The sequence below is a fragment of the Psychrobacillus sp. FSL K6-2365 genome, assembly GCF_038003165.1.
GTDB classification, from domain to species: Bacteria; Bacillota; Bacilli; order Bacillales_A; family Planococcaceae; genus Psychrobacillus; species Psychrobacillus psychrodurans.
In genome coordinates this window covers 3026698-3044058 of sequence record NZ_JBBOOO010000001.1, presented here as the reverse complement: position 1 = coordinate 3044058, position 17361 = coordinate 3026698, and the positions used below count along the sequence as shown (strand labels likewise).

Sequence of the window (17361 nt, the reverse complement as noted above, 5' to 3'; positions counted from 1 at the left end):
TTTGACTGGTTTAACAATATAAATTAAATCATGACAACAAATTGAGAAGCAAAAGATTGTTCTTTTTCAATTTGGATTGCTTGAATTTTGGCCACTTCTTTTTTTCTTGTCGTTGCACAATCAGCTAAATTGAGCTGATCAATTGTATTATTATCAATTAAATTTGCTAGAAAATCGGCGTCCTTTAATGCACTATTTAATCCAAAAGCTCCTGTTGGTGTCATTGTATGAACTGCATCACCGATTAATGCGAGGCCTTTTTTACCCCAATTTTCACTAGTGCTACTATACACATCTAATACAACGAAATCCTTCCAGGATTGAATATTTTCACGAACGGTTTGTTCAAGTTCTGGAAACGCAAGTATCAGTTGTTCGATAAATGGCGTAAAGGGCTGTTTTCTTAGAGAAACAAAGGAGCCTTCTTCAATATTCCAACCGATCTGAATGTATCCATTTACTTGTGTAAATAATGATATTTGTTTATCTTCAATCAGCGCCATTTTAATAGTCGGTTCCCAATTTTTTGGTGCAGGAATTCTTGCCCAAAGCAAATCGAAGCCATGTTTACGGATAGTTACAGCTAGATCTGCTTGTTTTCGAACGGTCGAATTACGACCATCTGCACCAATAACAAGTTCACTTTCAATGATTATTATTTCTTCATTGCGTGAAGCTTTGACGCCGGTGTATGTTCCTTCTTCATCTTGTAGTAGTTTATCTACTTTCGTGCTCAGCATTAAATGGAAGGTTGGGTATTGCTCCGCTGCTGTTATTAGTACTTGTAACAAATGTGCTTGTGGTACATGAATGCCGAGATGTCCTATAGCTGAATCTGCTAAAATTGTTTTATATAACTCACCATTCTGCCAATACTCAAGTTTCTCCATTCTCAAAAGCCCTAGCTTCTCGACTTCGTCAAATAAATTATATTTTTTTAAAATCGCTTCGCCTTCTTCATTTAAATGCTCTCCACGAAACGTCTTACCAATTTGATTTGTTCGCTCTATTAATACAACGGAAACATTCTTTCTAGCCAACAAATAAGCAAGAAGTGCTCCCCCTGGACCTGCACCTACGATACATACATCAACTTTCACGATATTAATTCCTCTCTTTGTTTCTAATTAAATAAGCAAAATGGGTCATTCATATTATCATATGTATATTTTAGCGAAACAAAAGCTTATAATCCATCTTTTCAAGGCTAAATACAATGTTCGTCAGCGAATATCCGACTAAAATAAGAAAATAAGGGTATTTATATATCTGAAGTAAACTGAATGGTATGATATTATTGAATAAATAGCGAGGTGATGAAATGATTCAAATCGGTCTAACTGGTTGGGGAGATCATCCGGACTTGTACGTGTCATCTGGTAAGGAAAGATTACAAGATTATAGTTCACACTTTCCCATTGTGGAATTGGATGCGGCATTTTACGCAATTCAACCAATAAAAAATAGCTTAAAGTGGATTAAAGAAACACCTGATAATTTTCAATTTGTGGTGAAGTGTTATCAGGGAATAACTGGTCATTTGCGTGGAGATTTTCCTTTTAGTTCGCTCGAGGAAATGTTTGAATTGTATCGACAGTCGATTTTGCCATTTAAAGAAGCAGGGAAATTATCGATGATACTTGCTCAATTTCCACCTTGGTTCCAATGCAATAAGGAAAGCGTACAATATATACGGAAAGTTAGAGAAGAGTTAAAGGATTTCGATGTGGTTGTTGAGTTTCGACATCAATCCTGGTATGCTCCTGAATTCAGAGCTTCCACACTTCAGTTTTTGAGGGAGAATCATCTTCATCATAGTGTTTGCGATGAACCACAGGCTGGTGAGGGGAGTATACCTTTAGTTCCTATTGCAACAACAAACAAGGTACTCGTAAGACTGCATGGCAGAAATACATATGGATGGGTGAATCCAGGCAATAACGTTAAGTGGAGAGAAGTAAGGTACTTATATGATTATAATAATGAAGAACTTTCTTCTATTAAAAATGTTTGTGAGGATTTAGAGAAACAAGCAACTGAGGTTATTGTCTTATTTAATAATAACTCTGGTGGCCATGCGGCAAGCAATGCAAAAACATTCCAGCACATGCTAGGAATAGATTTTGAAGGGCTTGCTCCAAAACAATTAGATTTATTTGAAGGAGATTTTTAAATGGAATGGCTTATACTTGCAGTTAGTGGTCTTTTCTCAGGAATTGTCGGTGCTTTGGTTGGTCTTGGTGGAGGGGTTATTCTAGTACCTGCTACACTGTTTTTTGGAGCGACTCTTGGCTTGATACCAAATATTACACCTCAGAGTGTTGTGGGCTTATCTGTTATTATGATGATATTCACAGGATTGTCCTCTACACTATCTTATATGAAGAACAAAACGGTCGACTTTAGAAGTGGGTTTATTTTCTTTATTGGTAGTATTCCTGGGACAATATTAGGGGCGTTTGTGAATAAGGGCTTGGATTTACCTTCTTTTAACTTATATTTTGGTATTTTACTTGTTATCTTATCCACTTTGTTATTAGTTCGAGATCGTTTAAAGCCAGTTCGATGGTTTGTGGAAAATGGGAAAAAGAAAACCTTTAATGATGGAAATAATTCATATGTTTACGGATATCCAATTTGGTTTGCATTATTATTAACTTTTGGCGTTGGATTTGCATCAGGTCTATTTGGTATAGGCGGAGGTTCTATTATCGTACCAGCAATGATTTTATTATTCCTATTCCCCCCACATGTAGCAGTTGGTACATCTATGTTTATGGTATTCTTATCAGCAATGGTAAACTCTGTTACGCATATATCATTAGGCAATGTACCTTGGTTGTATACTATTCCAGTAATTCCTGCTGCATATATTGGAGCAAAAATAGGAGCAAAGCTAAACAAAAAGCTGAATTCTGATACACTTGTTTTGGCTTTACGTATTGTACTTCTATTATTAGGTATACGTTCTATTTTAGATGGACTACTTTAACTTTATTCATCTCTATAAGTAGTGAGATGTATGCAAAGTATATACAAGTGACAGTGATGGTTCACAAACTAATGGTCTTTGGCGGATGTAACTATTTTTAAAGAAATTATCGAGCGAGCTCAATAAAAATCTGGACGCAAATATGCCAATTCTTATTTGATTAAGGTGGGTGAAGAATGAGAGAGACGATTTATATATACCATACAAATGACTTACATAGTCATCTAGAAAATTGGCCAATTATTCATCAATTTCTCAATGATAGACGGAAAAACCATAGTTCAGAAGCTTCCTATTTAACGTTAGATATTGGGGATCATTTGGATCGGTCTAATATATTTACAGAAGGTACTCTTGGTAAGGGAAATGTACAACTGTTAAATGACGCTCAATATGATTATGTAACGATTGGAAACAACGAGGGAATCACCTTAAGTCATAATGACTTGGAAGCGTTATACATAGATGCTAATTTTGAAGTGATCGTATCCAATTTTACTGATTTGGAAGGGAATATTCCTACATGGGTATTACCGTATAAAATACATGTGACACCAACAGGCATTAAAATAGGAATTGTTGCGGCAACTGCAGATTATGGCATTTATTATGAAAAGTTAGGTTGGCATATTCAAGATCCGATTCCACGTCTGAAAGAGGTATGTACTATACTTCGTCCACAAGTGGATGTACTTATTTGTATGTCTCACTTAGGAATGTCACAGGATGAAATAATTTCTTTGGAAATTCCACAAGTAGACTTGGTTTTGGGGTCACATACACATCACGCCTTTGAAGAAGGTAAGGTTATAGGGGATTCGTTGCAAGCAGCGACAGGTAAATTTGGTATGAATGTTGGACTTGTAACGTTGGAGTTTGATCATGTGAAAAGGGTTATCCAATCTAAGAAAGCGGTATTAATTCGAACAGAAACATTGCCAGTTCCCTCTAACGCAAGTGATACGCAGTTAGCTTGGGAAAATGAAGGAATAGCTGAAATGTCTAGTATTGCTTTCTACAATCCTTTCAGATTAAAGAAGGAATGGTTTATGGAATCCGATTTATCTCATTTTTTTGGAAAAGCATTACTTTCCTTTACTAATGCAAACTGTGCTATGTTTCCGGCGGGTATCTTCTTAAAGGATCTTCATCAGGGGCCAATTACTGCAAGGGACTTACACCAATGTTTGCCTCACCCGATTAATCCATGTGTTATTACATTAACTGGAGCAGAGCTACTCGAGGTTATTCGTACGGGAAAAAATGAAAAATGGCCAAAGCTTGAAGTAAAGGGGCTAGGGTTCAGAGGGAACTATCTTGGAGCAATCCTATATGAACAGCTTAAAGAGCTGGAAGATGGAACTGTGTTAGTCAATGAAATACCACTTGAAATCGAGAAAATCTATACATTGGCAACTTTAGATATGTTTACTTTCGGTTACTTTTTTCCTTCATTAAAGTTCGCTCCAAAACAATACTTTATGCCTGAAATGATTCGTGATATCGTGAAATGGTATGGACAGCAAGAAAAAAATGAATATAAGTCATGAAAGTCCTCCTCCTTACATATGTAGTAATTAGGAGGATTGTTTTTGTTCTATAGAAAGAAAAAAAAACGATTTGCTTTCTTTACTAATCAGCGTAAAATAGCTATTTTTTTAACTGCTTTCTTGTTATCAGTTGGAGGTCTCATCTATTATATTAATGAGCAGTTGACTACTACCTATCTACAATATGCAGAAGTTCAAACGAATAAAATAGCATCTATGGTAATCAATAAAGCGATTAACTCAAGAATTTCCAATACGCTCGATGTAAATGACATAATCGAAGAGGTTCCTTCAGATAGTACCACAATGGTAACTACACGATTTAATACAGAAATAATTAATCGTGTATTGGCTGATACAAATCAATTAGTTCAGGCCCATTTGGAGCAGGCTGAGCAGGGGGACTTTTCAAGCCTACCTTACTTAGATGACATCGAGTACGATAAACAAACGATGGAGGATCAAGGTGGAGTCGTATTTTTCGTGCCAATGGGGCAAGCGACGAATATTCCCCTTATCGGTAATTTAGGCCCGAAAATTCCAATACGCTTTCACGTCATCGGTAATGTACAATCGAATGTAGTACCTTCGATTACAAAATTTGGTATTAATAATGCGTATGTAGAAGTCAATATTCACATTAAAGTAAATGTACAAATAATCGTTCCTCTAGCAAGTAAAATGAGTACAGTTGAACAGAGTATACCTGTTGCAATGGGGATTGTACAAGGCCAGGTTCCTTATATATACACAGGTGGCGATGGTGATGCAGCTCCATCAATAGAAGTTCCACTACCATTACCAGAAAAATAAAAAACCTTAAAATTATAGTATTTACTGCTATACTAGTGGAAATGAATAAGAATAGGTAGAGGCCGCATGACTTAAGAGTAGTTTACAGGAGAATGACAACTGTGATTGTAAACGGAAGGAAGTTATGCCGAAATTAGATGCTGATCGTCGAGACAAATCTAGTTGGGGTTATTTTGAACAAAAATAACACTGTCATTTATACACTTGTATAAATGGAGAGCTACAGAGTATAAAATTTATGCTTAAAATTTTAACTAAAAGCCAACCTATATATACATTAGGTTGGCTTTTTATATTTAGGAGGATTTGTTTTGGAAAATACGATATTTTCGATTTTACCGCCACTGCTAGCGATTGTAATGGTGCTTGTTACGAAGAGAGTTTTATTATCATTAGGGGTCGGAATCGTTTCGGCAGCTTTATTAGTAGAAAGTTTTTCGCCAATTGACTCATTAAACATTCTTTGGGATTCCTTTATCACATCGTTTTGGGAAAATGGATTGAATGTGTACAATATCTTTATATTATCTTTCATATTAATGCTAGGCGTAATTACCGCCATTGTCAGCTTATCAGGTGGAAGTACCGCCTTTGCAGCATGGGCTGTTAAACGTATTAAAACAAATCGTGGATCTAAGCTATTAACAGTCTTTTTAGGAATTATTATTTTTGTAGATGATTATTTTAATGCACTTGCTGTTGGACAGATTGCACGTCCAATTACAGATTCACATCGAGTATCACGTGCAAAGTTAGCTTATTTTATAGACTCTACATCAGCACCAATTTGTGTAGTTTCTCCAGTTTCTAGCTGGGGAGCATTTCTAATAAGTCAGTTAGGTGTTATTTTTGCTACTTATGCAGTAACAGACTATACACCACTTCAGGCATTTCTGATAATGGCCCCGATGAATTTCTATGTTATTGCTGCTCTTGCAATGGTATTTTTTATAGCATGGACAGACAATGACTTAGGTGAGATGAAAAAACATGAAAAACGTGCAAAAGAAACAGGAGTGCTTTTTGATCCAAATAAATCTAATCCAGGTGATTTACAAGGTAATTTCCCGGAAAATAATTATGGAAAAGTGAATGATTTAATTTTACCGATTTTATCATTAATAGCTGTTACACTAGCTTCAATGTTTTGGACAGGGTACCAGGCTTCAGGTAAAGTGATGAACTTATTTGTTATTTTTGAGAACACAGATGTACCACTTTCATTATTTATAGGTGGAATCGTATCGAGTATATTAGCAATACTATTATACACTCGTCAATTCAAACAAAATCCAGAAGCGAATGTTGGGTTGTTAGGGAAAGCAGTTATTTCTGGTATTAATTCAATGTTACCGGCTATTTGTATTTTAATATTTGCTTGGTCACTTTCATTTTTAATCAATGCACTGGGGACTGGTGAGTTTTTAGCTAAAATCGTTACAGAAAATAATATTCCAGTAGGGATAATCCCATTCCTACTATTTGTTTTAACAGCATTTATGGCTTTCGCAACTGGTTCATCATGGGGGTCGTTTGGGATTTTACTGCCAATAGGTGCAAGCATCATTATGGTAGTAGAGCCAGAATTACTACTACCTGTTTTAGCAGCAGTTTTAGCAGGTGCAGTATTTGGAGACCATTGTTCGCCTATTTCTGATACAACCATTATGTCTGCAACTGGTGCAGGCGTTAACGTAATTGACCATGTAATGACCCAGTTACCTTATGCAATTGTTAGTGCAGTCATTGCTGCAATTGGATATTTAGTATTAGGTCTTACTGGTTCCGTTATCTTTGGATTTATAACGGTAGTCATCATCCTTATCTTATTATTCTCTATATGGAGTCTTAAAAGTAAAAGAGTAGTTTAGCAATTTTAATATTGGATGTCTCTGGTAATTGTATGGTTGTTTGCAATTAAATAATATGTTACATTGACAACAGTGTAGTTAGTTTATTTAGAATGGGGTCGAGATGAAATGACATCGTGTAAACCAACGAAAACAGAGTACCAAAGAAAACCAGAGTGGCTAAAAATTAAGTTAAATACGAATGATGAATACAAAGGTCTTAAAAAGTTAATGCGTGAAAATAATCTAAATACAGTATGTGAGGAAGCAAAATGTCCAAATATACATGAGTGTTGGGGTTCACGTAGAACAGCTACATTTATGATTTTAGGAGCTATTTGTACACGTGCATGCCGTTTTTGTGCAGTGAAAACTGGACTACCTAATGAGTTGGATTTGGCTGAACCAGAAAGAGTTGCTGATTCGGTTGTTATTATGAATCTAAAACATGTTGTAGTAACAGCAGTTGCTCGAGATGATTTAAAAGATGGTGGATCTGAAGTTTTTGCTGAAACTATCCGTGCGATTCGACGAAAAAATCCTTTCACTTCAATAGAAGTTTTACCTTCTGATATGGGTGGGATTGAGCAGAATATCCGTAATATTATGGATGCAAAACCTGATATTCTTAACCATAATATTGAAACCGTTCGTAGACTTACTCCAAGAGTTCGTGCAAGAGCAAAATACGATCGATCCCTTGAATTACTGCGTCGAGCAAAAGAAATGCAACCAAGTATTCCGACAAAATCTTCGTTAATGTTAGGTTTAGGGGAAACACATGAAGAGATAATAGAAGTGATGGATGACCTTCGTGCTAACAACGTAGATATAATGACGATCGGTCAATACTTACAACCTAGCAAAAAGCATTTACCAGTTCTTAAATACTATACCCCAGCCGAATTTGGAGAATTGCGCAAAATTGCCATGAGCAAAGGATTCTCACATTGTGAAGCTGGTCCACTTGTTAGAAGTAGTTATCACGCAGATGAACAGGTTAACGCTGCGGCTAAGCAAAGACAATTGCAAGGTGAGGAACTTCTAGCTACTCCAAATAGCTAATGGATGGTGATTAAATGATAGTTGCAGAAGGCTTTACTTATGAGATTATAGAAGATTTTCGTGAGGCATTTAAAGAAGAAGCCTTTTTAGATCGTTACAGTGAAATCTTAACTAAATACGATTATATTATGGGCGATTGGGGTTATGGTCAGCTTCGTCTTAAAGGTTTTTTTGAGGATCGTAGTCACAAAGCTACATTTGATACGAAAATAGGGACGATGAAAGATTATTTATATGAATACTGTAACTTTGGCTGTGCCTATTTTGTCGTGAAGAAAATAGGAGTAGCCCCGAAAGTAGTTCCTGTAGAAACTATAAAAGAAGTAAACGAAAACCTTGAGCAAGATCAATTATGATCTGCTTAAGGTTTTTTTGTTGTTGGAAGATGTTTGATGTATGGGCGCTTCTCTCACATTTATGGGCTATAGCACGAGGCTTAAGGGCCAATATAGTAAGTTTATGGGCTATCAGCTGATAATTACAAGCTAAGACATAGTTTAAGGGCTATTTTGGAGTTTTTTAGGGCTATCTGCAAGTCCGAAGTGTAAGGAAACACAACTAGCCTCCTCATATTAACTTAATAACTCGCGTAAATAATCTCTTAATTCCAGCGCTTCTTCTTCTGATCTATTAAATACATGCTCCAGATAGCCTGGTTCGTCCACATCATCGGGACCGATTATAGCTGCCCGTCCATATTGTATATCCATCACGAGTACTTTTCCAAAAAAACGAGAGCTTTGGGAAATAGCTAAATCATATCTTTGGGATTCCCCTGTAAAACCTACAAATCGTGTTTTGGTATCCTCTACATCATCGTACAAATAAAATCGTTCCACTAGTGACACTCCTTCCTACCATAGAATTATGGTACTATAGAATAGGAGTATATATCAACTGAGCAACTATTAGGAGGCTTTTCAATGTATTTTGTAGATAGAAAAAAAATTGCTTTAACATTGGCACATATGAACCAGTTGTTAAACATTATAGAGACAAAAAAAGATTGGCAAGCAGATGAAGTATCCAAATTAGCGTTCGAGCGAATTGGTCAAAATATTATTGAATCTGTTATCGATGTAGGGAATTCGATGATCGACGGATTTATTATGCGTGATCCAGGTGGGTACGATGATATTATCGATATTTTAACAGATGAAAAAGTTATCACCGTTGAAATGGACGGCCCTTTAAAAGAAGTTATAAATTTTAGAAAAGTACTTGTTCGTCAATTTTATGCGGTAGATCACAAGCAATTAGAAGGAATTCTCGTCAAGAATTTACAATACTTAAAGGAATTTCCTAAAGCTGTAGAAACATATCTAATAGACGAATTAGGACCAGTTTCAGCTTTTTTACCTGAGGATTCTAATGTTAAATTATAAAGCATATTTTATTGATTTAGATGGAACTGTCTATAGAGGTAAAACGCCAATTCATGAAGCTGTGGAATTTATACATTATTTACAAAGCAATGAGATCCAGCCTTTTTTTGTTACAAATAACTCTTCTATGACGCAAAAGCAGCTGCAAGAAAAACTAGCTATTATGGATATTCATGTAGATACTGAACATATTATTTCATCTTCTATTGCTGCAGCAAATTATATTAGCGAGTATATACCGCACAAAGAAGTTTTTATGATTGGTGAACTTGGATTAGAAGATGCTCTTAAATCGAGAGGTATTTCGATTACTAAAGGTATGGCAGATGTTGTCGTTCTTGGAATTGATCGTGACATTAATTATGAAAAGCTGGCTACTGCCTGTCTTTCAGTTAGAGCTGGAGCAGCGTTTCTATCAACAAATAGTGATCATGCTTTCCCTACAGAAATAGGGTTTTTGCCAGGTAATGGGGCTTTTACAAAGTTAGTCGAGTATTCTACTGGAGTCGAGCCTTTGTATATGGGAAAACCTCAGTCATTTATGTTAGAGTTCATACAAAAACAGTATGGCTTCAACAAAGAAGAGATGGTTATGATCGGAGATAATTATCAAACAGATATTTTAACTGGAATTCATATGGGGATTGATACAGTGCACGTGAATAGTGGGGTAAATAGTACAGCAGAAGTAAAGCTTCAAGCGGAGCAACCTACCTATTATTTGGAATCATTAAGTGAATGGACAAAATAAAAAGACTGAAGCACAAAGCCTCAGTCTTTTAAAATAGAGGATTGTCCTCTATATATTGATAAATCTTTGCAACAAGTTCGCTTGGGGTATTTGCTTCTACAACCTCTCCATTTACAATGGCAAATAAAGTTTCAGAACAGAGGGAGCAATAACTCAAGCAACCATACTCTAACACATCTAAATTAGAGTCCTGTTCTAATATATCAAAAGCTTCTTGGGACCCGTTTGCAAGGTTGCTTATACAAAATTCAACCATAGGATTCACAGCTGTTCACCTCACTACATGGTCATGCTACTCTTTTTTAAAGAGAACGTCAATTAAGATGTTCTATTGTGAAATGTATCACAATCTATTATAATTTGAGATGACATTAAATTTAAGGGAGAATATTATGCGAAAATTAGTATTGTTAGGTGGGGGATATGGAAATATGCGAATATTACTTCGCTTATTACCAAATAATATTCCTGATGATGTAGAAATTACTTTAATAGACAGAACACCATTTCATAGTTTAAAGACTGAATTTTATGCTCTAGCTGCTGGAACATCTCCGGATAGTGGTATTCGAGTAGCCTTCCCAGAAAACGAAAAATTAAAAGTTACCTACGGAGAAATTATAGAAATTGATGTAGAAAGCAAACAAGTCTTACTAGCTGATGGTCAAGCGATTTCTTATGATGATTTAGTAATTGGACTTGGATGTGAGGACAAATATCATAACGTACCTGGAGCAGATGAGTTTACTTATAGTATTCAAACGATAGGGCGTTCAAGAGATACTTACAATAAAATTGGGGGACTAGCTTCTGGTTCTGTTGTAGGTATTGTGGGAGCGGGACTTAGCGGAATAGAACTTGCAAGTGAACTTCGTGAAAGCCGTCCAGACTTGTCAATCAAGTTATTTGACCGCAGTCCGCGTGTTTTAAGAGACTTCCCAGAAAGATTAAGTAATTATGTACAAAAATGGTTTGATAATAACAATGTAGACGTAGTTAGTAATTCTAACATTACAAAAGTAGAGCCGAACAAATTATACAATCACGAAGAAGTAATTCCTGTAGATGTAGTTGTTTGGACTGCAGGTATTCAACCAGCAGCGCCTGTAAGAGCACTACCAGGTGAAAAAGATAAAACAGGTCGTGTTATTTTAACACAATATCATGATTTACCAAGCTATCCGAATGTATATGTCGTTGGAGATGCTGCATCTCTACCATTAGCGCCAAGTGCACAATTAGCGGAAGAACAAGCTGAGCAAATCGTCAAAGTACTTCAAGCACGCTGGAAAGATGCACCGCTTCCAGAAAAGATGCCCGAAATCAAACTAAAAGGGTTCATGGGCTCTCTAGGGAAAAAACAAGGATTTGCATACTTGGCAGACATCTCAGTTACTGGAAGGATCGCACGTTTGATGAAATCTGGCTTACTTTGGATGTATAAGCGTCACAACGGGTAAAATATAATGTAATTATGTAGGTATCATTATACCTATAGTTTAGGGACCTTCTCTTAATTGAGAGGGTCTTTTTTTATTTGGATAAATTTGCTTCTTGATAAAATAAGACTGAAATTCTGTATCTATTAAAAATAGTGCGTGATTCGAGCAGTTTCCCCTTTGCGGATTGTTGCATATGCTGATATGAAATAGTTTTTAAGTAAAGGAGGTATATATATGAGTAATTTACCTGAGAAACCAGAGAAAATTTCTAATAAAGTCGTTGATTTGCTAGTAAACAATGCTTTCCGAAAAAATGGTGTCGATATCGAGAGTGTAAAGGGAAATTTGTTAGATGAACAAAAACAAGAAATTAAAGAGTTGTTAGAAGAGTTGACCCAGCAAGTGGAAGCATTTGTTAAACAAAAACCAAACAAGTAATAGAGTTGAAATGAATATTCTTTTATTCTAAGACGCCTAAGATTAGGCGTCTTTCTATTTGAAAAAATTAACTTTGCCGTTCCTCATAGATTAGGAAATGCATATCTTGCAATATAGAAAAGAAAAGGGGGTGTAGATATGTCAAGTTATAATTGTGGAAATCCAGATTGTAGGAAATGTAAGCAAAGAAATAACCAAGAGTCTGCAGAAGATATGAGATATAGAAATGAAGAAAATGTTCAAGATACTTCCGAAAATAATGATGCGGTAACTAGGGAAAGTCTAGATGCAACAGTTGGGCAAGGGGCCGATCAAATTTCAATCTTAGATCAAGAATCTGATGAATTAATATGGATTAAAGATTCATGCAACGTCGTAGTACAAACGACAGATACTCAAGCAGCAGTTTCATTACAAGTAGGCTTGCAGTTAGCTATTGCATTAGTAATCAGTATTACAATCGGTGATAGTGACCGTGGACAAACGATAACACAAGAGTTATTTCAACAATTCAATTCAGAACAAACAAATAGACAGAGAATCTATATTGATAATTCAAAAGATGTAAATATCACAACTACTGATATCGACTTAGCTGTAAATATTGAGGCTATGCTTCAGATATTACTTGCATTAGTTGTCAAATTAGATGTTCTTTAATCGATGTTCTTAACTTTAAAACGAATAGAGGTGAATGATATGGAGAATAGAGAAAGATGGAGAGCACTGGATTATTGTGATAATAATAACAATGCGGTCGATCCGCAAGAGAGTGTTCAAGATGCTGAAATTGAGCAAAATTCATTTGAAGTAATTATCATTAGGGATTCAGAGGGTGTTAATGTAAACACGACAGATACACAAGTGGCTGTTTCTTTACAAATAGCGATTCAAGCAGCTATAGTGGCAGTTATCATTGCAACTATCGGAGATTCTGAACAAAGTAGAGCTGTGGTTCAAGACATTAAGCAATTTACAAAGAGTAGACAACGAAACACTCAAAGAACTATTGTTGAAGGATCCAGAAATGTGACAGTTACTACGACTGACATTGATGTGGCGGTTAACATTCAAGCTTCACTTCAAATCCTTGTAGCAATAATTGCAAAATTAGATATTTTATAATGGAATAGACAGAAACAATGATAATGGATATATATTTTTTGTGAGAAATAACTATACAATCCTCGGAGAAGTTATGCGTAAAGATAATAAACATTACTTTAAGAAGTAGGGAAATACTTTGAAAAAGTTCGAAATGCTCTAGATCGAGCGTTTCGAACTTTTTTGTGCATTAGGAAACAATAAAATCAGTAGCATGTGGATGGATTTCTATTCAAAAGTGATTCAATTCTAGGTCCAATCATGCCTAATGGAAAAAGCTGCTAGAACGTTTGATATTGAATCATTCTGTATAGCCATATTTCTCAAGTGCAGCATAGACTGGTTTTAATTGAATATAGCCTTCTCCAATCATTTCATCATTAACCATCACAAGTGGATAAAAGAACTCATCCTCGGCAATTCGATTGGCAATAAGTTGTTGTCGCTCATTCTCAATTGGCTTTTCGATATCGATATAGCTGAAAGTAACTTGGTGATTTGGAAATTTACGGTCGATGGCTGCTTGTAGCCATTCATATGTATCCTTAGAAGATGGTGCATTTACGCAACTTGCGCATACGACATCTGCTCCATAAACTTCTATATTTAAAGATTGAAACGACATAATGGTGACCTCCTTAGAATTCTTTATTGGATTTTTTCCTTCCTTCACATTATAATGATTATAGCGAAAGGAGTCGATAGAAATGACTGATACAATGAATGAACAAGTTCAAGAAGTTTTAGATAAATTGCGTCCATTTTTACTTAGAGATGGTGGAGACTGCGAGCTTGTCGATATTGAAGATGGTATTGTAAAACTACGCCTTCTAGGGGCTTGTGGCAGTTGCCCAAGTTCAACAATTACACTTAAAGCCGGTATTGAGCGTGCACTTTTGGAAGAGGTTCCAGGAGTAGTGGAAGTAGAACAAGTATTTTAAATTATAAAAAAGAAGCCTTTTATAGGGCTTCTTTTTCTTTTTGAGCACGAATCTCTTGCCAACGGTCTTTTGCCATTTCAATAATGGTTGGTTCTATGGACGTATTTTGTTTCTCAATTACTTTAGAGAAGTAACGAGTAGCATATTCAATATCACCGATTTTCCTTGATAACTCCGCTATTAAATAGAGCATTCGAGTTTCGGACATTTGTGTGCCATTGTAGTCATCATTTGAATAGGAATCAGCATAACGATCCCGAGCGATTTCCATGAATCGAATTTCTTCTTCGTGCTTACCCTGTATGCGGTATAACCAGGCTATACGGATTGCAAAACCTGCCATAGTTACAAATTTTTCTTTTTTCAGTGTTCCAGAAAGAATTCCTAGTTTATATCCCATAATTCCCTCTTCAATCGTTCGTTCATTGCCAAGCGATCGAGTTGTCCATTTATTGGAAATTTGTTCTTGGATTATTTCCTTTGCCCCAGGCGCAAAATATTTTGTGAAGTCATCTGTAAATGAAAATCCACAATGCTCACAAACAAAAATGTTGTATAACAAAGGGTTTACTTCTTTGTTTTCATATATAGGCTGAAAATCCGAATTGTGAGATACAACTTTTATGAATTTTGAACGAACCTTTGTTGTTTTGAACTTTTGTTTGCAATGTAAGCATTCAATGTCTTTTTGATAATAGGGAGTCAGTTCCATCTTTAGTCCTCTTTTCACTCAACCACGTTATAGTTCTATTATACTTGATAAATGTCTTGAAAGCTAAGTAAATATTCAAGCGGTTTTCCTTGTCTAGATAGTAAAAACATTGATATGATATAAATAAGAAAGGAAAGGTGATTCAGATGACCGAAGTAGTTATTTTATCTGAAGCGGCAGCTTACCGTGTAAAAGAAATGATGACGCATAACGGAGAAGAAGGCTCTGCCCTTCGTGTTTCAGTAAATGGTGGTGGATGCAGCGGTCTTTCTTATGGAATGGGATTTGAAAAAGAAAAACAGCAAGAAGATATAGAGCTTCATCAGCACGGAATAGATATCGTAGTTTCAACCGAAGATGCCTCGATACTCAATGGAACCACAATCGATTATAAGGAGTCATTAATGGGGGGCGGGTTTACAATAGAAAACCCAAATGCTATTGCTTCTTGTGGTTGTGGAACATCATTCAGAACAGCTAAAAAAGAGGGTACGCCTGAAAGTTGTTAATATATGAAAGAACATTTTCTGTTATAGGAAATGTTCTTTTTTAACGAAATTATATGAAATTCCTGCTGCTATATCAGTGATTATAGTAATTTAAGAAGTAAAAAATATCGCTTATTTTGGTTTTTCTTTTATTTTTTGTAAGAATTTGATCAGTTGAATTATAGGTCTATTGAGGCTCAATCACAGTATTTTCAGACCTTTACAATAAAATAACATTGTATTGAAATCATATGAGAAAAGGTCTAATATAGGAAGTAAGAGTTTTTGTCGAACACTAGACAAAGATGAAGAGTTTAATGATGTATATTATGTGTCATAACTTTTCTCAAAAAATATAAAAAGGTGGTTGCGATCTTCGTGAAAAGACCAACAATTCTAGTATTAGGTGCAGGATATGGTGGATTATCTACAGTAGTAAACCTTCAAAAATTAGTAGGTGCAAATGAAGCCGATATTACATTAATCAATAAAAATGATTATCATTACGAATCTACTTGGTTACATGAAGCTTCAGCTGGTACATTACGTCCAGATCAAGTTCGTTATGATGTGAAAAGTGTAATCAATTCTAGTAAAGTAAACTTTGTGAAAGCTACAGTCGATGCTATTGACGTGAATACTAAAAAAGTTACAACGAGTGCTGGTGAGTATACATATGACTACTTAGTTATTGGTTTAGGCTTTGAAGGTGAAACATTCGGTATCCCTGGCTTAGATAAATATGCACTTTCAATTGCTAATGTAAATGCTGCACGTCAAATTCGTGATCATATTGAATATCAATTTGCAACATGGTCAACAGAAGAAGTACAAGATGATACTCGTCTAACAATCGTAGTAGGTGGAGCTGGATTCTCAGGTATTGAATTCTTAGGTGAATTAGGTAATCGTGTTCCCGAACTTTGTAAAGAATACGATGTGCCAAAAGATAAAGTTCGTGTAGTTTGTGTAGAGGCAGCTCCAATGGTATTACCAGGATTTGATCCGGAGTTAGTTGAATATGCAGTTAGACAATTAGAAGCTAAAGGAATTGAATTCTCTATTGGAACTCCAGTAGTTGAGGCAACTCCAGAAGGCGTTAAAATTAAAAAAGGCGAAGAAGAATTCGAATTCATTAAAGCTGGTACTGTAGTATGGGCTGCTGGGGTTCGTGGTAATCGCTTAATCGAATCATCAGGTATTGAGAATATGCGTGCACGTGTTAAAGTAGAAAAAGATATGAGAGCTCCTGGATTCCCAGATGTCTTCATCGTTGGGGATTGTGCTCTAATGATCAATGAAGCTGTTAACCGTCCATACCCACCAACAGCTCAAATTGCAATGCAACAAGCAGTGACTGTCGCAAAAAATATTGTAGCGCTTATGAATGATACTCCGACAGAAGAATTTATACCAAGTTTAAAAGGAACTGTTTGTTCTCTTGGAGAACATGATGCAATTGGAGATGTAATGGGAAGAAAACTTACAGGTACAAAAGCATCAATCATGAAAAAAGTAATAGATAATCGTGCACTTTACATGATCGGCGGAATTCCTCTAGTAGTGAAAAAAGGTAAATTCAGTTTATAATTAGAAGAAACTATTGTAGCCCTCACTTTTTTAAAAGTGAGGGCTTTTCTATGAAATGAAAATATAAAATTTTTCATTCTATAAATTTAGTATTTACAAAATAAAGAAGCATTCTCACAGTTGAACTTAAATTATCGTATATTTGTGTTAAGCATATTAACTCTTTACAAATTATTTTGTATGTGATATATTATCTGAATATTACAAAAAGGTGTAAAAGGAGACGATTAATATGACAAG

General features: G+C 35.6%; 21 protein-coding genes and 1 riboswitch. Of the genes, 16 read left to right on the top strand and 5 right to left on the bottom strand.

What is annotated here, in order from left to right; all coding sequences use genetic code 11:
• Positions 1-23 precede the first annotated feature (23 nt).
• Positions 24-1103, bottom strand: a complete 1080-nt coding sequence (locus MKY29_RS15250; protein WP_445677893.1) for an FAD-dependent monooxygenase — start codon at positions 1101-1103, stop codon at positions 24-26.
• 218 nt (positions 1104-1321) lie between these two features.
• On the opposite strand from MKY29_RS15250, the gene MKY29_RS15245 reads away from it, so the two are divergent.
• From MKY29_RS15245 to MKY29_RS15215, 7 genes are all read left to right on the top strand, one after another.
• Positions 1322-2173: a DUF72 domain-containing protein gene (locus MKY29_RS15245; RefSeq protein ID WP_340880191.1), complete on the top strand. Its 852-nt coding sequence runs from the start codon at positions 1322-1324 to the stop codon at positions 2171-2173.
• Complete coding sequence (locus MKY29_RS15240; protein WP_093494909.1) at positions 2174-2992, top strand: sulfite exporter TauE/SafE family protein; 819 nt, start codon at positions 2174-2176, stop codon at positions 2990-2992. It abuts the gene before it with no gap.
• Positions 2993-3168: 176 nt separating this feature from the next.
• Positions 3169-4542, top strand: a complete 1374-nt coding sequence (locus tag MKY29_RS15235) for a bifunctional metallophosphatase/5'-nucleotidase (RefSeq protein ID WP_340880190.1) — start codon at positions 3169-3171, stop codon at positions 4540-4542.
• A 42-nt stretch (positions 4543-4584) separates the two neighbouring features.
• Positions 4585-5355 carry a sporulation protein YunB gene (yunB, locus tag MKY29_RS15230; RefSeq protein WP_093494907.1) on the top strand — a complete coding sequence of 257 codons (771 nt, stop codon included), beginning with the start codon at positions 4585-4587 and terminating at the stop codon, positions 5353-5355.
• A gap of 48 nt (positions 5356-5403) precedes the next feature.
• Positions 5404-5586: riboswitch (Lysine riboswitch) on the top strand.
• An 80-nt stretch (positions 5587-5666) separates the two neighbouring features.
• Complete coding sequence (locus tag MKY29_RS15225; protein WP_340880189.1) at positions 5667-7226, top strand: Na+/H+ antiporter NhaC family protein; 1560 nt, start codon at positions 5667-5669, stop codon at positions 7224-7226.
• Positions 7227-7334: 108 nt separating this feature from the next.
• Positions 7335-8270, top strand: coding sequence for a lipoyl synthase (lipA, locus tag MKY29_RS15220; protein WP_093494905.1), 936 nt, complete (start codon positions 7335-7337; stop codon positions 8268-8270).
• Positions 8271-8284: 14 nt separating this feature from the next.
• Complete coding sequence (locus tag MKY29_RS15215) at positions 8285-8626, top strand: YutD family protein (protein ID WP_093494904.1); 342 nt, start codon at positions 8285-8287, stop codon at positions 8624-8626.
• A 216-nt stretch (positions 8627-8842) separates the two neighbouring features.
• Here the strand turns inward: MKY29_RS15215 and MKY29_RS15210 are convergent, their stop codons facing one another.
• Entirely contained in the window at positions 8843-9109 is a 267-nt protein-coding gene (locus MKY29_RS15210; RefSeq protein ID WP_090567105.1) for a DUF3055 domain-containing protein, read from the bottom strand.
• 84 nt (positions 9110-9193) lie between these two features.
• Here MKY29_RS15210 and MKY29_RS15205 point away from each other — a divergent pair, with 84 nt between their 5' ends.
• Both MKY29_RS15205 and MKY29_RS15200 read left to right on the top strand, forming a co-directional pair.
• The gene (locus MKY29_RS15205) at positions 9194-9655 is read left to right on the top strand and encodes a DUF86 domain-containing protein (RefSeq protein WP_241599490.1); all 462 of its coding nucleotides are present in this window, start codon (positions 9194-9196) and stop codon (positions 9653-9655) included.
• Complete coding sequence (locus MKY29_RS15200; RefSeq protein ID WP_340880188.1) at positions 9642-10406, top strand: TIGR01457 family HAD-type hydrolase; 765 nt, start codon at positions 9642-9644, stop codon at positions 10404-10406. Before MKY29_RS15205 ends, MKY29_RS15200 begins: the two co-directional genes overlap by 14 nt.
• Positions 10407-10434: 28 nt before the next feature.
• Here MKY29_RS15200 and MKY29_RS15195 read toward each other — a convergent pair whose 3' ends face one another.
• Positions 10435-10671, bottom strand: a complete 237-nt coding sequence (locus tag MKY29_RS15195) for a YuzB family protein (RefSeq protein ID WP_340880187.1) — start codon at positions 10669-10671, stop codon at positions 10435-10437.
• A gap of 127 nt (positions 10672-10798) precedes the next feature.
• Between MKY29_RS15195 and MKY29_RS15190 the strand changes: the two genes are divergently transcribed.
• The 4 genes from MKY29_RS15190 (at position 10799) to MKY29_RS15175 (ending at position 13411) form a co-directional block, all read left to right on the top strand.
• The gene (locus MKY29_RS15190; protein WP_093494901.1) at positions 10799-11866 is read left to right on the top strand and encodes an NAD(P)/FAD-dependent oxidoreductase; all 1068 of its coding nucleotides are present in this window, start codon (positions 10799-10801) and stop codon (positions 11864-11866) included.
• A gap of 216 nt (positions 11867-12082) precedes the next feature.
• Complete coding sequence (locus MKY29_RS15185) at positions 12083-12286, top strand: spore coat protein (RefSeq protein ID WP_093494900.1); 204 nt, start codon at positions 12083-12085, stop codon at positions 12284-12286.
• Positions 12287-12424: 138 nt separating this feature from the next.
• Entirely contained in the window at positions 12425-12946 is a 522-nt protein-coding gene (locus MKY29_RS15180) for a spore coat protein (protein WP_269915738.1), read from the top strand.
• Between the two features lie 39 nt (positions 12947-12985).
• A complete protein-coding gene (locus MKY29_RS15175) occupies positions 12986-13411 on the top strand; it encodes a spore coat protein (RefSeq protein WP_241599498.1) in 426 nt (141 codons plus the stop codon).
• Between the two features lie 280 nt (positions 13412-13691).
• Here MKY29_RS15175 and MKY29_RS15170 read toward each other — a convergent pair whose 3' ends face one another.
• Entirely contained in the window at positions 13692-14015 is a 324-nt protein-coding gene (locus MKY29_RS15170; protein WP_340880186.1) for a YuzD family protein, read from the bottom strand.
• 82 nt (positions 14016-14097) lie between these two features.
• Here MKY29_RS15170 and MKY29_RS15165 point away from each other — a divergent pair, with 82 nt between their 5' ends.
• Complete coding sequence (locus MKY29_RS15165) at positions 14098-14331, top strand: NifU family protein (protein ID WP_090567122.1); 234 nt, start codon at positions 14098-14100, stop codon at positions 14329-14331.
• 19 nt (positions 14332-14350) lie between these two features.
• Here MKY29_RS15165 and MKY29_RS15160 read toward each other — a convergent pair whose 3' ends face one another.
• On the bottom strand, positions 14351-15043 hold the full coding sequence (locus tag MKY29_RS15160; protein WP_340880185.1) for a DUF2225 domain-containing protein: 693 nt from the start codon (positions 15041-15043) through the stop codon (positions 14351-14353).
• Between the two features lie 146 nt (positions 15044-15189).
• Here MKY29_RS15160 and MKY29_RS15155 point away from each other — a divergent pair, with 146 nt between their 5' ends.
• Entirely contained in the window at positions 15190-15552 is a 363-nt protein-coding gene (locus MKY29_RS15155) for a HesB/IscA family protein (protein WP_093494896.1), read from the top strand.
• 357 nt (positions 15553-15909) lie between these two features.
• Positions 15910-17121, top strand: a complete 1212-nt coding sequence (locus tag MKY29_RS15150; protein WP_090567135.1) for an NAD(P)/FAD-dependent oxidoreductase — start codon at positions 15910-15912, stop codon at positions 17119-17121.
• The last annotated feature ends 240 nt before the right edge of the window (positions 17122-17361 follow it).

Excerpts from the sequence above, each read along its gene's own strand:
- MKY29_RS15245 (WP_340880191.1), top strand. The coding sequence starts at position 1,322 with ATGATTCAAATCGGTCTAACTGGTTGGGGAGATCATCCGGACTTGTAC.
- MKY29_RS15240 (WP_093494909.1), top strand. The coding sequence starts at position 2,174 with ATGGAATGGCTTATACTTGCAGTTAGTGGTCTTTTCTCAGGAATTGTC.
- MKY29_RS15235 (WP_340880190.1), top strand. The coding sequence starts at position 3,169 with ATGAGAGAGACGATTTATATATACCATACAAATGACTTACATAGTCAT.
- lipA (WP_093494905.1), top strand. The coding sequence starts at position 7,335 with ATGACATCGTGTAAACCAACGAAAACAGAGTACCAAAGAAAACCAGAG.
- MKY29_RS15215 (WP_093494904.1), top strand. The coding sequence starts at position 8,285 with ATGATAGTTGCAGAAGGCTTTACTTATGAGATTATAGAAGATTTTCGT.
- MKY29_RS15205 (WP_241599490.1), top strand. The coding sequence starts at position 9,194 with ATGTATTTTGTAGATAGAAAAAAAATTGCTTTAACATTGGCACATATG.
- MKY29_RS15200 (WP_340880188.1), top strand. The coding sequence starts at position 9,642 with ATGTTAAATTATAAAGCATATTTTATTGATTTAGATGGAACTGTCTAT.
- MKY29_RS15190 (WP_093494901.1), top strand. The coding sequence starts at position 10,799 with ATGCGAAAATTAGTATTGTTAGGTGGGGGATATGGAAATATGCGAATA.
- MKY29_RS15185 (WP_093494900.1), top strand. The coding sequence starts at position 12,083 with ATGAGTAATTTACCTGAGAAACCAGAGAAAATTTCTAATAAAGTCGTT.
- MKY29_RS15180 (WP_269915738.1), top strand. The coding sequence starts at position 12,425 with ATGTCAAGTTATAATTGTGGAAATCCAGATTGTAGGAAATGTAAGCAA.
- MKY29_RS15175 (WP_241599498.1), top strand. The coding sequence starts at position 12,986 with ATGGAGAATAGAGAAAGATGGAGAGCACTGGATTATTGTGATAATAAT.
- MKY29_RS15170 (WP_340880186.1), bottom strand. The coding sequence starts at position 14,015 with ATGTCGTTTCAATCTTTAAATATAGAAGTTTATGGAGCAGATGTCGTA.
- MKY29_RS15165 (WP_090567122.1), top strand. The coding sequence starts at position 14,098 with ATGACTGATACAATGAATGAACAAGTTCAAGAAGTTTTAGATAAATTG.
- MKY29_RS15160 (WP_340880185.1), bottom strand. The coding sequence starts at position 15,043 with ATGGAACTGACTCCCTATTATCAAAAAGACATTGAATGCTTACATTGC.
- MKY29_RS15155 (WP_093494896.1), top strand. The coding sequence starts at position 15,190 with ATGACCGAAGTAGTTATTTTATCTGAAGCGGCAGCTTACCGTGTAAAA.